General features: G+C 74.3%; 14 protein-coding genes and 1 pseudogene. 7 read left to right on the top strand and 8 right to left on the bottom strand.

Annotated features, from left to right (window positions below; genetic code table 11):
* Window positions 1-94 precede the first annotated feature (94 nt).
* A complete protein-coding gene (locus ASD33_RS23795) occupies window positions 95-1,030 on the top strand; it encodes a carbohydrate kinase (RefSeq protein WP_056564089.1) in 936 nt (311 codons plus the stop codon).
* On the opposite strand, the pseudogene ASD33_RS23800 reads toward ASD33_RS23795, so the two are convergent.
* The 3 genes and pseudogenes from ASD33_RS23800 to ASD33_RS23810 all read right to left on the bottom strand — a co-directional run bounded on the left by ASD33_RS23800 (window position 1,008) and on the right by ASD33_RS23810 (window position 3,212).
* A pseudogene (locus tag ASD33_RS23800) lies at window positions 1,008-2,056 on the bottom strand (bifunctional GNAT family N-acetyltransferase/ATP-binding protein). The gene ASD33_RS23795 and the pseudogene ASD33_RS23800 overlap by 23 nt on opposite strands.
* A gap of 252 nt (window positions 2,057-2,308) precedes the next feature.
* Window positions 2,309-2,662 carry a DUF805 domain-containing protein gene (locus ASD33_RS23805; RefSeq protein WP_056564091.1) on the bottom strand — a complete coding sequence of 118 codons (354 nt, stop codon included), beginning with the start codon at window positions 2,660-2,662 and terminating at the stop codon, window positions 2,309-2,311.
* Window positions 2,663-2,852: 190 nt separating this feature from the next.
* Complete coding sequence (locus tag ASD33_RS23810) at window positions 2,853-3,212, bottom strand: SPW repeat protein (protein ID WP_242427237.1); 360 nt, start codon at window positions 3,210-3,212, stop codon at window positions 2,853-2,855.
* 395 nt (window positions 3,213-3,607) lie between these two features.
* On the opposite strand from ASD33_RS23810, the gene ASD33_RS23815 reads away from it, so the two are divergent.
* Together ASD33_RS23815 and ASD33_RS23820 are read left to right on the top strand one after the other, a co-directional pair.
* Entirely contained in the window at window positions 3,608-3,979 is a 372-nt protein-coding gene (locus ASD33_RS23815; protein WP_056564584.1) for a cupin domain-containing protein, read from the top strand.
* A gap of 218 nt (window positions 3,980-4,197) precedes the next feature.
* On the top strand, window positions 4,198-4,545 hold the full coding sequence (locus ASD33_RS23820; RefSeq protein WP_056564587.1) for a DUF4440 domain-containing protein: 348 nt from the start codon (window positions 4,198-4,200) through the stop codon (window positions 4,543-4,545).
* On the opposite strand, the gene ASD33_RS23825 is transcribed toward ASD33_RS23820, so the two are convergent.
* On the bottom strand, window positions 4,536-4,898 hold the full coding sequence (locus tag ASD33_RS23825) for a hypothetical protein (RefSeq protein ID WP_056564094.1): 363 nt from the start codon (window positions 4,896-4,898) through the stop codon (window positions 4,536-4,538). The two genes, ASD33_RS23820 and ASD33_RS23825, sit on opposite strands and share 10 nt — an antisense overlap.
* A gap of 147 nt (window positions 4,899-5,045) precedes the next feature.
* Window positions 5,046-5,996, bottom strand: coding sequence for a LysR family transcriptional regulator (locus tag ASD33_RS23830; RefSeq protein WP_056564097.1), 951 nt, complete (start codon window positions 5,994-5,996; stop codon window positions 5,046-5,048).
* A gap of 136 nt (window positions 5,997-6,132) precedes the next feature.
* Here ASD33_RS23830 and ASD33_RS23835 point away from each other — a divergent pair, with 136 nt between their 5' ends.
* From ASD33_RS23835 to ASD33_RS23845, 3 genes are all read left to right on the top strand, one after another.
* Entirely contained in the window at window positions 6,133-7,383 is a 1,251-nt protein-coding gene (locus ASD33_RS23835; RefSeq protein WP_056564099.1) for an MFS transporter, read from the top strand.
* 40 nt (window positions 7,384-7,423) lie between these two features.
* Window positions 7,424-8,866, top strand: a complete 1,443-nt coding sequence (locus tag ASD33_RS23840) for a carboxylesterase family protein (protein ID WP_056564106.1) — start codon at window positions 7,424-7,426, stop codon at window positions 8,864-8,866.
* A gap of 394 nt (window positions 8,867-9,260) precedes the next feature.
* Window positions 9,261-9,953, top strand: a complete 693-nt coding sequence (locus tag ASD33_RS23845; RefSeq protein ID WP_056564108.1) for a dimethylmenaquinone methyltransferase — start codon at window positions 9,261-9,263, stop codon at window positions 9,951-9,953.
* Between the two features lie 33 nt (window positions 9,954-9,986).
* Here ASD33_RS23845 and ASD33_RS23850 read toward each other — a convergent pair whose 3' ends face one another.
* Together ASD33_RS23850 and ASD33_RS23855 are read right to left on the bottom strand one after the other, a co-directional pair.
* Window positions 9,987-10,424 (bottom strand): OsmC family protein, encoded by a 438-nt coding sequence (locus ASD33_RS23850; protein ID WP_056564110.1) that lies wholly within the window; start codon window positions 10,422-10,424, stop codon window positions 9,987-9,989.
* Between the two features lie 158 nt (window positions 10,425-10,582).
* Window positions 10,583-11,362, bottom strand: coding sequence for a type 1 glutamine amidotransferase (locus ASD33_RS23855; protein WP_242427235.1), 780 nt, complete (start codon window positions 11,360-11,362; stop codon window positions 10,583-10,585).
* A gap of 187 nt (window positions 11,363-11,549) precedes the next feature.
* Between ASD33_RS23855 and ASD33_RS35855 the strand changes: the two genes are divergently transcribed.
* Window positions 11,550-12,083 carry a hypothetical protein gene (locus tag ASD33_RS35855; RefSeq protein ID WP_063992013.1) on the top strand — a complete coding sequence of 178 codons (534 nt, stop codon included), beginning with the start codon at window positions 11,550-11,552 and terminating at the stop codon, window positions 12,081-12,083.
* Window positions 12,084-12,128: 45 nt separating this feature from the next.
* Here ASD33_RS35855 and ASD33_RS23865 read toward each other — a convergent pair whose 3' ends face one another.
* Window positions 12,129-12,782 (bottom strand): class I SAM-dependent methyltransferase, encoded by a 654-nt coding sequence (locus ASD33_RS23865; RefSeq protein WP_056564118.1) that lies wholly within the window; start codon window positions 12,780-12,782, stop codon window positions 12,129-12,131.
* Window positions 12,783-12,900 lie beyond the last annotated feature (118 nt).

The following is a 12,900-nucleotide window of genomic DNA, read 5'->3' on the forward strand; positions in this document are numbered from 1 at the left end:
ACACGGCGGCCACCCGCGCCGAGGCCGTGTCGGACCGTACGTCCGCGGGGGCCGGGCCGGCCGCCGGGACACCTACGCCAAGGAGCCCCGACCCATGTCCTTCCTGGTGATCGGCGAGTGCGTCGCCGACATCGTGCCGGCCCCGGCGGGCTCCGGCGCGGCCGACCGGGTCCACCCGGGCGGCAGTCCCGCAAACGTCGCCTACGGCCTCGCCCGCCTCGGCCGGGACGTCACCCTGCTCACCCAGCTGGCGGACGATCCCCACGGACGGCTGATCGGCGACCACCTCACGGGCGCGGGCGTGAAGGTGGAGGTCGGCGGTGTTCCCGCCCGCACCCCGTCGGCGGTCGTCGGCCTCGACGCGCACGGCGGGGCCGCGTACACCTTCGACATCGCCTGGACCCTGTCGGCGGGGACGGCCGGGCCCGCGCCCGCCCATGTGCACATCGGCTCGATCGCCGCCGTCGTCGCTCCCGGCGCGGACACCGTCCTCGCCGAGGCCGAGCGGCTCAGGCACGGGGCCACCGTCAGCTACGACCCCAACGTGCGGCCCGCGCTGATGGGGGAGCGGGCAGCGGCCGTCGCCCGCGTCGAGCGCTGTGTCGCCCTCGCCGACCTCGTCAAGGCGAGCGACGAGGACCTGGCCTGGCTGTATCCGGGCGAGGACCCGTACGCGGTCGCCGCCCGCTGGCTGGCCCTCGGCCCGGCCGTCGTCCTGGTCACCCGGGGTGCGGCCGGCTCCGTCGCCCTCACCCGGCACCACACGGTCGCCGCCGGGGCGCCCCCGGTCACCGTCGTCGACACCGTCGGGGCGGGCGACTCCTTCATGTCCGCCGTCCTGGACACCCTCGCCGGCCGGGGGCGGGAATCCCTCGGCGGCCTCGACGCCGGGGACCTCGCGGAACTGCTGCGGAGAGCGGGCGCGGCGGCGGCCGTCACCGTCTCACGGGCGGGCGCCCTCCCGCCCGACCAGTCCGAACTGGACGCGGCCGGGCGGGAGTTCCCCGTCAGGTCCGGGCGTGCGTCGTGATGTCCGAGGCGAACTGCTCGACCATCTCCGGCGTCACCGTCGGCCGGCACTCGGCGATGGCCTCCAGGTAGTCCACCGTGCTCGCCCCGGGGGCCGAGCCGTCACCGGCGCGCACGCCGACGGAGAGCAGGTCCCGCTCGAAGGAGGCCTGAGCGGCGACCCGGGCCGCGTGCTCGATGTCGGCCGGGGTGAACAGCTCGCTCGCCAGGACGAGTTCGTCGATGTCGACGTCCGCCCGGCCCTCCGTGTACCGGGCCCAGATCGCCGCCCACGCCGCCTTGTCCGGCGTACCGATCGGGATGAGGTAGTCGAAGCGGCCCGGGCGCAGGAACGCCGGGTCGAGGGAGCGGTTCGAGTTGGTCGCGCAGACGAGCAGCCGCTCGTCCCGCTCCCTGAACCCCGGTATCAGCTTGAGGAGTTCGTTGGTCACCCCGTGCATCCGCCGGGCTGCGCGGGCTCCGAGCGGACCGGGGCGATCTCCTCGACCTCGTCGATGAAGACCAGGACCCGCTCCAGTTCGGCGATCCGCGCGAACGCGGAGCGCAGGGCGGCGGCGAGGTTCCCCTCGTCCGCCGGCCGCGACGGGAGGATCTCCACGAACGGCCGGCCCAGCCGTGAGGCGATCCCGCGAGCGAAGGTCGTCTTGCCGGTGCCCGGCGGGCCGAACAGGCAGACCGCGCGGGGCGGCCGCACCCCGTGCCGGCCGGCCCGCTCCGGCTCGGCCAGCGGCAGCACCACCCGCCGCTCCAACTCCACCAGGAGCGCGCTGGCGAGACCCCGGCCGCGCCACGCCGAGGAGATCGCGATCCGCATCACCCAGGCCCGCTCGCCGGAGACGCAGGCGAGCGCGGCCCCGATCGGCGCGCCCTGGTGGACGGCGACGACGGCGGGCTGACGGGTGGTGAGGGCACCGATGCACTCGGCGAGCGAGAACACGGACTCCTGGCCCAGCTCGGCCGTGGTGTCGATCAGATGGACGACGGCCGCGAGATCGCTCTCGCGGTAGTCGTGGATGTGCCAGTTCACCGGTGGTACCGCCCCTCGTTGGTGCCGTTGCGGCGAGGCTGGGCGGGGTCCCGGAGGCCGGTCGTGCTCCATCCTGCACAAGGCGGTACGGGCGAACGCGCCGTACCGGCTCTATGCGGCGTGGAGCGGTCCGACGCCGTCGGTCGTGGCCCGATCCCGTCCCGGCACGCGAAAAGGCCTCCGGAAGGAGTTCCTTCCGGAGGCCTGCGTGCCGACGGGGCCGGCGGGGAAGCCGGGGCGACGACGGGACCGTCAGTAGGCCGGGGCCAGCTTCGGGTTCGGGCCGTGCGCGTTCTGGTGCTGGTCGCCCTCGGTGGCGGCGAACACGATGAGCACGATGAAGCCGACGAGCGGCACGAGGGCGATCAGCACCCACCAGCCCGAGCGGCCGGTGTCGTGGAGCCGACGGACCGTCACGGCGAGGGACGGCAGGAAGATGGCGAGCGAGTAGAGGACGCTCAGCAGCGAGAAGTCGAGCGCCGTGCCGATGACGCCGATGACGATCGCGATGATGAAGTTGATCAGCTCGAACATCCAGAATTCCTGGCGACGGGCGCGGCCGCTGAACACGGCGTACTTCTTGAGAACGTCGATGTACCAGTTCACTTTGTCCCCCCAAGGACTGGGTATGCGAGCGGGAGCCTGTCCCTGTGGAGCAAGCTTTACGCAGAACTTAGGTGGCTGAAACCACATGGGTCAATTCGTTACCGGGTAGTGGCCGTTCCGGCGCGCGGAAAAGTGAAGGGCGGCGCCTCCGGTGAGGGAGGCGCCGCCGTTCGGGGAGAGGATCAGAACGTCACGTCCTTCTCTTGGTCATCAGCAGTCCGCCGGCCGTGAGGGAGAACAGGCAGACGCACGCGCCGGTGATCACATTGCTGAGGATCGTGCCCGTGTCGGGGTTCCGCGAGACCACCCACGGAGCGACGATCAGCCAGGCGCCCAGGAGCAGTACGACGAAGTTCAGGTCCTGCGACCGCTCCGGAGCCATCGACATGCACAGGCCGAGGGCCGCGAGAGCGATGCCGACGACCAGGTTGGTGATGGCGAGTTCGGGGCGGGCGGCAGAGAAGTGAACCGTCCACGCGGAGATCGCGGCGTAGATGCCGGCGAGGATCACGAGTTCCTCGACCGCCGCGACACCTCGGGTCTGGAGCATACGGGCATATCGGTCCCGCATTTCCGGCGCATCGGGGTGTCCCGCGATATCACCAGGACGGTGAGAGACGTCGGCCATACGACTCGCCTCCTTCTGGCGTCGTGCACGTCTGACCGCACTTGCGGCGAATGGGGCCGCTGCTTCATTGTGCGCTTATCTGGTCTTTATGTGTAGATCTGCCCGATAAGGGAACCGCACAGAATTTGAGCTGCGCATATGCAGGGAACTGCCAAAGAGGGGTTCCGTTCAACAAAAGTTCAATTCAAACGCGAACCATCTGTCGTTTCGGTGTGCGGGGAGATCGGCAGGTCCGGTGCGGGCCGGGTGCACGGCGCGGCTCCGGCGTAGCCTGGAAGTGGACTCGGGGCCCGACTCTCCACCGCCGGGAGCGGATGATGGCCGGCATCGTACGAAGAAGCTTCGACGCAGCGGACGAGACCCGCCCCTTCGAGGACGGCAAGGGCAGGCTCGACCTGCTCACCAGCGGACGCGGCCCGGTCGGCCGCGCCGTGTTCGAACCCGGCTGGAAGTGGTCCCAGCACGTCAAACCCCTCGCGGGCACCGACAGCTGCCAGGCCTCCCACGTCGGATACGTCGTCAGTGGCCGGATGAAGGTCGTCATGGACGACGGCGAGTCGGCCGAGTTCGGCGCCGGCGACTACATGGAGGTCACTCCCGGACACGACGCCTGGGTACTGGGCGACGAGGCCTGCGTGGCCCTCGACTGGACGGGCTTCGGCGACTACGCCAAGACGCAGGGCTCCTGACGCTCCACGGGCCACCTCCGCGCACGGGTGGCCGGGGGAAAAGCCCGGGCCACCCGCCGTCGCCGACGGCACAATGCGCGTATGACCCACCAGGACCAGCACACGGCGGCCACGCGCACCGCGACCGCCGCCACGGCGGGGGAGTGACGCGCGTGTACTCCCCCGGAACCCCCGACGACGCCGACATCGCCGAGGCCATCGCAGGCGAACTGCACCTCATGGACCCGGCCGTACGCCTCTCCAGGGCGCGCGCCACGGAACTGCTCGACCCGGAGTTCGTCGAGGTCGGCGCCTCCGGCAACCGCTGGAACCACGAGGAGATGCTCGCCGACCTGCCCGACATGGCCGACAGCGCCGAGGACGGACCGCGCTACGAACCCACCGGCTTCCGCGGGGTGCTGCTCGCGCCCGGCATCGTCCACCTCACCTACGAGACCGTCCGCGACGGCCTGCGCGTCCGGCGCAGCTCCCTCTGGCGCCGCGACCCCGCCGGGCCGCCCGGCGCGGGACTGCGGATGTACTACCACCAGGGAACGCCCGTACCCGGAGCAGACGTTCAGCCGTAGGCGTCCGTGACGCAGTCGACCGCGCACCGGCCGTGCTCGAACCGGAGCCGCAGCACCGCGGCCGCGTGCCGCCGCTCCACCTCGTCGTAGCCGTAGCGCTCCCGCGTCATCCGCACCACGGCCTCGACGGTGACGATCGCCGGTTCGCCCTCACCGGCGGACCGGCGGGCCTCCGAGATGACCTGGTCCGCCGCCCGCCGCAGATGACGGACGTACTCCCGCCGCGCCATGGTCCGCGCCCGCGAAGCGGCGAACGGCCGCGCCGCGCGCCCCTTCCAGACCACCCCGGCCGTCATGAGTCCCACACCCGACAGCCCGATGAACGCCCCCATCAGGATCCCGCCCCACCCCATCGCCGGCCGCCACCTCCCCCTGCACCCGCCGCTCCGCACCAGCCCTCCGAGTCTAGGGCCCGTCCTTCCCGGCAGGCCGAGCTCGCCACGCGACCCACGGGAGCCGTCCCCGCCGGGGCCGCGCCGTCCCCGCCGGGGCCGGAACCGTCACCTCCGGGGTCGTGACCAGGAAGGCGCCCAGATCTCGGGGTCCGGGCGCGTGAGGTCCGGGGCCTCGGGGGAGGCGCCGAGGCGGTCGCGGAGGGCGAGCAGCGCGGGATGGGGATTGTCCACGGCCCAGAGCAGTGAATGCGGGTAGACCGGGGTCGGGCCGTGCACGCCGACGCGGCGCAGGCGGTGGCCCTCGGGCCAGACCAGGCGGGTCAGCTCGCCGACGAAGGTCGCCAGGCCGGGGGAGTTCGCCACCTTGTCGAACAGCGGATCGGTGCCGAAGTCAGGACCCGTCACCTCGATGGTGAGCCCGAACGCGGCGGCGAGGTCGGCGTAGTAGGCGGCCCACTCGGTTCCGCCGACCACCCCGGGCACCCAGATCCGGTGCCCCACCAGCTCCGCCGGGGTCACCCGGCCCGCCTCCGCGAAGACGTGCTCCGGACCCGTCAGGAGCTGCATCGGCTCGTCCAGGACCGGAAGCGCCCCGATCCCCTCGGGAAGCCGCCGGCCCGGCATCGTGACCGCCCGGAACGACGCGTCGACCGTGCCCGCCCTGAGCGCCGCGACGGCCGCGTCGGCGTCGAAGAGCGTCACCACGTCCAGCTCCACCTCCGGATGGGCCCGGTGGAAGTCGCGCAGCAGCGCCGCCGGTGCCAGCCGGCGGCCGATCACGTCCACCCGCAGCGCCCGCCGCCCCGGACGCACGGAGGCGAGCGCCCGCGCCTCGGCGTCGAGCAGGGCGCGCGCGTGCGGCAGGAACGCCTGCCCGTCGACCGTCACCTCCGCGCCCCGCCCCGTGCGGGTGAAGAGTCGTACCCCCAGCTCCTTCTCCAGGGCGGCGACCCGCTTCGAGACGGCCTGCTGGGTGACGGACAGGTCGTCGGCGGCCCGCCGGAACCGGCCCGAGTCGACGACGGCGAGGAAGGTGCGTACGGCTTCGAGATCCACGGCGCGCAGCGTAGGCCGACAACCGCCGGTTGTGGTGCGCGCGACACCCGGTTGTTTGATCCGGACGCCCGCCGCTCGCTTGGATGGCGGCGGTCCCGGCGCGGTCGCGCGGCGGGCCGGCGAGAGGAGTACGGGCATGTGGCGAGGGGTGTCCCTGGGCCGGGACTACGGGTGGCTGTGGGCGGCCTACGCGGGAAGCACGATGGGTACCTGGGTCGCCTTCAACGCCTTCCCCCTGCTCGCGATCACCGTCCTCCACGAGGGCACCGCCGCGGTGGCCGCCCTCGCCGCGGTCGGCGCGGCCGTCGGCGCCGCCGTCGCCGTACCGCTCGGCCCCTGGGTGGAGTTCCGCCGCAAGCGCCCGGTCATGATCGGCATGGACCTGGTGCGCTGCGCCGCCATGCTGAGCGTGGCCGTCGCGTACGCGTTCGGGCGGCTCGGCTTCGCCCAGCTCATGGTGGTCTCCGTCCTCGTCGCCGCGGCCGACATCACCTTCGGCGCGGCCTCCGGAGCCTTCCTCAAGTCGCTCGTCCGCCCCGAGGGACTGCTCGTCGCCCAGGCCCGCTTCGAATCGACGACCTGGACCGCGACCGTGATCGGACCGCCGCTCGGCGGCGCGCTCTTCGCGGTGCTCGGCCCGGTGGCGACGGTGGTGGCCGACGCCCTGAGCTATCTGCTCTCGGCGGCCGGCATCCGGGCGATCGGGAAGCGGGAGGAGCGGCCCCCGGGCGGGACGCGCGCCCGGCTGAGCGCGGGCGACCTCCTCGAAGGATGGCGGCACATCCTCGCCCATCCCGTACTTCGCCCCCTGTTCCTCAACACCGTCGTGGTCAACGGCCTGATCATGGCGACCGCCCCGCTCCTCGCCGTCCTCATGCTGGGTCCCCTCGGCTTCAGCCCCTGGCAGTACGGCCTCGCCTTCGCGATCCCCTGCGCCGCCGGACTCATCGGCTCCCGGCTCGCCCGGCCCCTCGTCCTGCGCTTCGGGCAGCGCCGGGTCCTGCTCGTCTCGGGCACACTGCGGGCCTGCTGGCCCATCGGGCTCGTCCTCATCCACCCCGGCGTGACGGGGCTGCTGCTCGTGATCGGCGTCGAGTTCGCGCTGATCGGCTGCGCGGCCGTGTTCACCCCGGTGCTCTCCGCCCACCGCCTCGAAGTGACGGACACCGGACGCGTCGCCCGCACCCTGACCGCCTGGTCGGTGAGCACGAAGACCTCCATCGCGGCCATGACCGCGCTGGGCGGAGCCCTCGCCACCGTCACCGGCCCCCGGGCGGCCCTCGGCGTGGCGGGCATCCTGCTGCTCGCCACCCCGCTGCTGCTGCCCTGGGCCGCCGGAGCGCCACGAGCGGGTATTGACACGTGTAAATCCTCGGTGGCAGGCTGATCGTCCGGCCCTGTGCCCCGCGCAGAAGGAGCAGCACCCCATGAGCACCACCGTCACCACCACCCGTGGGCCCGTCCGCGGCGAGCGCCGCGCCGACGGCAGCCACCGGTTCCTGGGCATTCCCTACGCACAGCCGCCCGTGGGTGACCTGCGCTTCGCCGCTCCCGTACCGCCCGAGCCGTGGTCGGAGCCGCTCGACGCCACCGCCTACGGGCCGACGGCGCAGCGCCGCCCCTTCTCCGAGGTCACCACCATCCCCGAGCCCTCGATCCCGGGCGCCGGAGTCCTCAACCTCAACGTCTTCACCCCCGACACCGACCCGGCGGCCGCCCTGCCGGTCCTCGTCTGGATCCACGGCGGCGGCTACGTCGCCGGCTCGGCCGCCAGCCCCTGGTACGACGGCGCCGCCTTCAACCGGGACGGCGTCATCCTCGTCTCCCTCGGCTACCGGCTCGGCATCGAGGGCTTCCTGCACCTGGAGGACGCCCCCGACAACCGGGGCGTACGGGACTGGATCGCCGCCCTGGAGTGGGTGCGGGACAACATCTCGGCCTTCGGCGGCGACCCCGCCAAGGTGACCATCGCCGGGCAGTCGGCCGGCGGCGGCGCCGTACAGACGCTGCTCGCCGTCCCCAGCGCCCGCGGCCTGTTCCGCGGCGCCCTCTCCGTCTCGGGCGCGATCCCGCGCCCCGACGGCCCCGAGATCGCCCGCGCGGCCTCCCGGCTCCTCACCTCCCGGACCGGCCTGCCGGCCACCGCCGCCGCCCTCCGGGACCTGAGCGACGACCAGATCCTCGACATCCAGGACCTCATGGCGGAGCCGGGCCCGGACCGCGGCGAACTCCCGCCGATGCTGTGCCTCGCGCCCTTCGCCGACGGCGAGCTGATCCCGGTCCCCGCGCAGGAGGCGCTGACGACGGGCGAGGCCGGTGCGGACGTGCCGCTGATGCTCGGATTCACCGAGCAGGAGTTCGCGATGATCCCCGCACCCGGACCGGACGGCCCGCCGCTGCCCGTCCTCCTCGGCGGCCTCGGACTCGACCCCGCCAGGGCCGAGGCCCTCACCGAGGCGTACGCGGAGGGCGGCCCGGAGCTGCTCTTCGGCCAGGCGCTCACCGACTCCATGTTCCGCGCCCCGGCGCTCGCCGTCGCCGACGCCCGCGCCGCGCGGGAACGGCCCACCTGGCTGTACGAGTTCACCTGGCGCTCGCCGGTCCTCGGCCTCTCCTTCCACTGCCTCGACCTGCCCTTCGCCTTCGACCTCCTGGACGCCGAGGGCGTCGCGGACATCGCGGGCGAGGCGCCGCCGCGCGAGCTGGCCGACGCCCTGCACCGGGCCTGGGTCGCCTTCGTCACGCACCAGGACCCGGGCGCCGACTGGCCCCGCTACACCTCGAAGGACCGCGCCACGAAGATCTGGGACACCGAGCCCGGCGTCGCCCCGGACGCACTGAGCCGGGTACGCGCCCTCTGGCTCGACTGAGCCGGGTACGCGCCCTCCGGCTCGACCGGGCCGGAGGCGCGTCCCGACGACGGCCGCCGGGGAGCGGCCGTCGGGGAGGCGGGGCAGGGGCAAACCAGGGGTGGGGCGGGGAAGGACGGCCGGTGCCTCGGCGGCGCGGGACCGGCGGTTCCGACCCTGCGGCCCCTGCCCCGGCCTCCTCGGACAGGTGGCCCGGGACCGCCTGTCGGTGCCCCGCCGGACGCACCCCGAGGGGGGATGCGCCCGGCGGGGCACGTCCGTCCGTGACCGGGCGCCTGTGGGGACGGGCGCCCGGTGCGGCGGAGGACCGAAGGCCCGACGGGAGCCCGCCCGCCCCTTCGCCCGATAGCATCGCGCAGCCCGGTCCCGCACCCGTCACGGAACGGAACGCCCGATGCTGAAGGACTTCGCCGAGCTCTCCACGCCCCTCGTCGCGGACGCCTGCGTGCGGCTCGGGGAACCCCTGCGGGCCGCGCCCGCCGGGATCATGCCCGTCGTCGACGGCACGCGCGTCGCCGGCCGGGCGCTGCCCGTACGGCACCACGGGAGCGTCGACGTCTTCCTGGAGGCGTTCACCCGCGCCGAACCCGGCGACGTCCTCGTCATCGACAACGCCGGACGACGCGACGAGGCCTGCATCGGCGACCTCGCGGTCCTGGAAGCCGAGGCTGCGGGCGTCGCCGGAGTCGTCGTGTGGGGCCTGCACCGCGACACCCCCGACCTCGTCGGGATCGGGCTGCCCGTCTTCTCGTACGGCCGCCACGCGCCCGGCCCCGTCCGGCTCGACCCCCGGGAGCCCGACGCGCTGCGCACCGCGCGCTTCGGCGGGCACGAGGTGACCGGCGACGACGTCGTGTTCGCGGACGACGACGGCGTGCTCTTCGTGCCCGCCGCCCGCGCGGACGACGTCCTGGACGCCGCCCGCGCCCTCTTCCGTACCGAACGCGAGCAGGCCCGCCGCATCAGGGCGGGGGAGACCCTGCGCGCCCAGACCCGGTTCGACGCCTATCTGGCGGGCCGGGCAGAGGACCCCTCGTACACCTTCCGGCAGCATCTGCGCCGGATCGGCGGCGCGATCGAGGAGTGAGCCCGGCGCCGCGCGCACCGGAACGGGCCCGGTTCAGCCCTCGAAGCCGACCGTGCCGTCCGGCAGGATCGCCTCCACGCGCGCGCCGTGCTCCACGGTCCGGCTCACGGTGCAGAACTTCTCGTGCGTGAGCCGCACCCCGCGGGCGAACACCTCCGCCGCCTTGGGGTTGTTGTCCGGCAGCTCGAACTCGTAGCTGACGCGGATCCGCCCCACCCGGCCGTCGTCCTCGGGGCCCGAGACGGACTCCACGACGATCCGCAGGTCGTCGTGGTCCACGGCCCGCGCGGTCCGGTCCACGACGAGCCCGCCGCAGCCGCCCATCGCCGCGAGCAGCAACTCGACCGGGGTGAAGGAGGGCTGCGCGTCCGCGTCGTCGGCGGCGGCCATCCGGACCTCCGCGCCCCGGTCGTTGCGGGCGGTCCAGTTCCGGTACCCGGTGCGGACGGTCTCGATCCGGTAGTCGGCCATGGAGCGGTCTCCTTCGTTCTGGAAGTGCGTCCCCGTACGGTACGGGCGCCCGCCCACGCAACCCCACCGCCCCCGCCCGGCCAAGCGGACGCGCCGACCACGGCCAGGGCCTGCCGTCACACGCCCGGCTGCCCCGCGATGCCTGGCACGCCCAGGCGTCAGCGCTCCGGCGTCCCGGCACCGGACCCGTCCGCGTGCGCCCGTACCACCGCGCCCCACGCTTCCGACACCGCGCCCCAGACCGTGCGCAGTTCGGGTTCCGCCTCCCGTACGGTCCGCACCGCCGCATTCGGGTCACCGCCGACCGCACGGAGGCGCGCGCCGTCCTCGGCGGCCCAGGCCGCGACCGCGTCCGCGCCGACCTCGGGATGGAACTGCACCGCCCATCCCACGCTCCCGACCCGGAACGCCTGGTGGGGGCAGTCGTCGCCGGTCAGGAGCGGCACGGCGCCCTCCGGCAGCCGGTCGACCTCGTCCCAGTGCCACTGGGCGGCGAGCGCGCCGTCCGGCACGCCGCCGAGGACCGTGTCCCGCTCGGCGGCGGGCAGCCTCCGCAGCGGGACGGCGCCCACCTCGGGGCCCCGGGGACGGGTCGTGACCGAGCCGCCCAGGGCGTGGGCGATCAGCTGCCCGCCCAGGCATATCCCCAGCAGCGGCGTCCCGCCGGCCACCGCCTCGCGGACGAGCGCGCGGACCGAGGGCAACCACGGGGCGGCCCCCTCGTCCTCGCAGTTGACGGAGCCTCCGAGCACCAGCAGCCCCGCGTGGCCGCTCAGGTCGGGCGGCAGGGCCTCGCCCCGCCAGGCACGCACCACGTCGAGCCGCAGGCCCGTGCCCGTGAGGCGCTCGCCGACGAGACCGGGCCCGGCCTCCTCCTCGTGCTGCACCACCAGAACGTCGGTCCCGCTGTCCGCGGCCACCCGGATTCCCGTCGTCACGGTCGTCCCGCCTCCCACTCCCGTCCCGGGGACACCTCGTCGTGCCCGCCGCCCCGAGGATCGCCGACGGGCGGCCCGGCGGGAACCCTTACGGGGCCCCTCGGTGATCACACCTGAGTACGGGGGTGCGCACGGCTGAGTACGGCGACCGATACGACGGCCCGCCGCGTGCTGCTGGACTGTCACCATGACCTCCGACGCCCGGCGCATCCGCCCGCTCCAGCACGTCACCGCCGCAGGCACGGCCCTCGCCGTGGCCGTCGGCCCGCTGGTGCTCGGCGCCCTGCTCGTCCGGTCGGCGGGCGGGGACCCGATGGCCTCCGTCAACGCCCTGATCGCGGGCGGCGGCCAGCGCGCCAGGATCTCCCGCGCCCAGCTCCGCTCGGGCGCGCGGCTGCGGTCGGCCGGCGGGCGGCGGATCCCGGGCGTCCGGCTCCGCGCCGTCCGGCTCCGGCCCGGCACCCGGCCGCACCCGGAGGCCCGGCCGTACCCCGGCGCCCAGCCGCGTACCGGCCTCCCGAGCCGCCCCCGCCTCCGGCCGCGCCCGGGGTTCCTCCCCCAGCGGTCGGCGGGTGCCGGGGCGGCGTCCGGGATCTCCACGCGGCCGGGGCTCCCGGCGTACCGGCCCTCCGCCGGGAGGCGTGCGGCGGTCGTCCCCGTCCCGCGCTGGATGGTGACCGTCACGGAGCCCCTGCGGCGTTCGTCGCAGGCCAGGCCGTAGCGGTCCGCCTGCCGCTCGCGGCGGCGGAGCCCGGGAATCCCGTACTCAGTCGCGCGGCCTGCGCACCAGGAGGAAGGCCTGCGGCGTCTTCTCCTCGGGGTGCGGGGCGCGCACCAGGCGGGCCGACTCGACGAGGCCCGCGTCGGCGAGGAGTCCCGCCACCCGGTCCGGGGACCAGCGGTACACGTCGAGCGCGACCTCGTGGCCGTAGGCCCGCTCCAGGCGCACCCGCTCGTTCCCCACCTTGAAGGCGACCAGGGCGAGCCCGCCGGGTGCGAGCACCCTGCGGAACTCGGCGAAGGAGGACGTGAGTTCGGCCTCCGGCATGTGCACCGTCGAGTACCAGGAGAGCACCCCGCCGAGGGAGGCGTCAGGGAGGTCGAGGGCGGTCATCGACCCCACCTCGAAACGCAGCCCCGGATACGTCTCCCGGGCCACCTCGACCATGCCCGGCGACAGGTCCACGCCGAACACGTCCGCGCCGAGTTCCCGCAGGTGGGAGGTCACCCGGCCGGTGCCACAGCCGAGGTCCCCCACCGTACGGGGGCCTCCGGCGGCCTCCACCTCCGCCACGAATCCTTCGAGCACCGCCCGGTCGAGCGGGGTCTCGTCCAACTGGTCGCCCAGCAGCCGCTGATAGGCGACGGCGACGGTGTCGTACGAGCGGCGGGTGGCGGTGACGTGCGCGGATTCGGTCATGGCGGCACACTACGGCGGCGGCCGGACGTCACGGCGGCGGCCGGACCCCCACGACCCCGGGTCAAGCCCCGAGACCCCGACTCCAGCCGATCGTTTGACGCTGCCCTGACAATCAAGC

Source organism: Streptomyces sp. Root1304, from assembly GCF_001426405.1.
Taxonomy (GTDB): domain Bacteria; phylum Actinomycetota; class Actinomycetes; order Streptomycetales; family Streptomycetaceae; genus Streptomyces.

Bases quoted from the DNA above. Each gene is read 5' to 3' on its own strand.
- ASD33_RS23795 (WP_056564089.1), top strand. From the start codon at position 95: ATGTCCTTCCTGGTGATCGGCGAGTGCGTCGCCGACATCGTGCCGGCC.
- ASD33_RS23810 (WP_242427237.1), bottom strand. From the start codon at position 3,212: ATGCTCCAGACCCGAGGTGTCGCGGCGGTCGAGGAACTCGTGATCCTC.
- ASD33_RS23815 (WP_056564584.1), top strand. From the start codon at position 3,608: ATGGCCGGCATCGTACGAAGAAGCTTCGACGCAGCGGACGAGACCCGC.
- ASD33_RS23820 (WP_056564587.1), top strand. From the start codon at position 4,198: ATGGACCCGGCCGTACGCCTCTCCAGGGCGCGCGCCACGGAACTGCTC.
- ASD33_RS23825 (WP_056564094.1), bottom strand. From the start codon at position 4,898: ATGGGGTGGGGCGGGATCCTGATGGGGGCGTTCATCGGGCTGTCGGGT.
- ASD33_RS23835 (WP_056564099.1), top strand. From the start codon at position 6,133: ATGTGGCGAGGGGTGTCCCTGGGCCGGGACTACGGGTGGCTGTGGGCG.
- ASD33_RS23840 (WP_056564106.1), top strand. From the start codon at position 7,424: ATGAGCACCACCGTCACCACCACCCGTGGGCCCGTCCGCGGCGAGCGC.
- ASD33_RS23845 (WP_056564108.1), top strand. From the start codon at position 9,261: ATGCTGAAGGACTTCGCCGAGCTCTCCACGCCCCTCGTCGCGGACGCC.
- ASD33_RS23850 (WP_056564110.1), bottom strand. From the start codon at position 10,424: ATGGCCGACTACCGGATCGAGACCGTCCGCACCGGGTACCGGAACTGG.
- ASD33_RS35855 (WP_063992013.1), top strand. From the start codon at position 11,550: ATGACCTCCGACGCCCGGCGCATCCGCCCGCTCCAGCACGTCACCGCC.
- ASD33_RS23865 (WP_056564118.1), bottom strand. From the start codon at position 12,782: ATGACCGAATCCGCGCACGTCACCGCCACCCGCCGCTCGTACGACACC.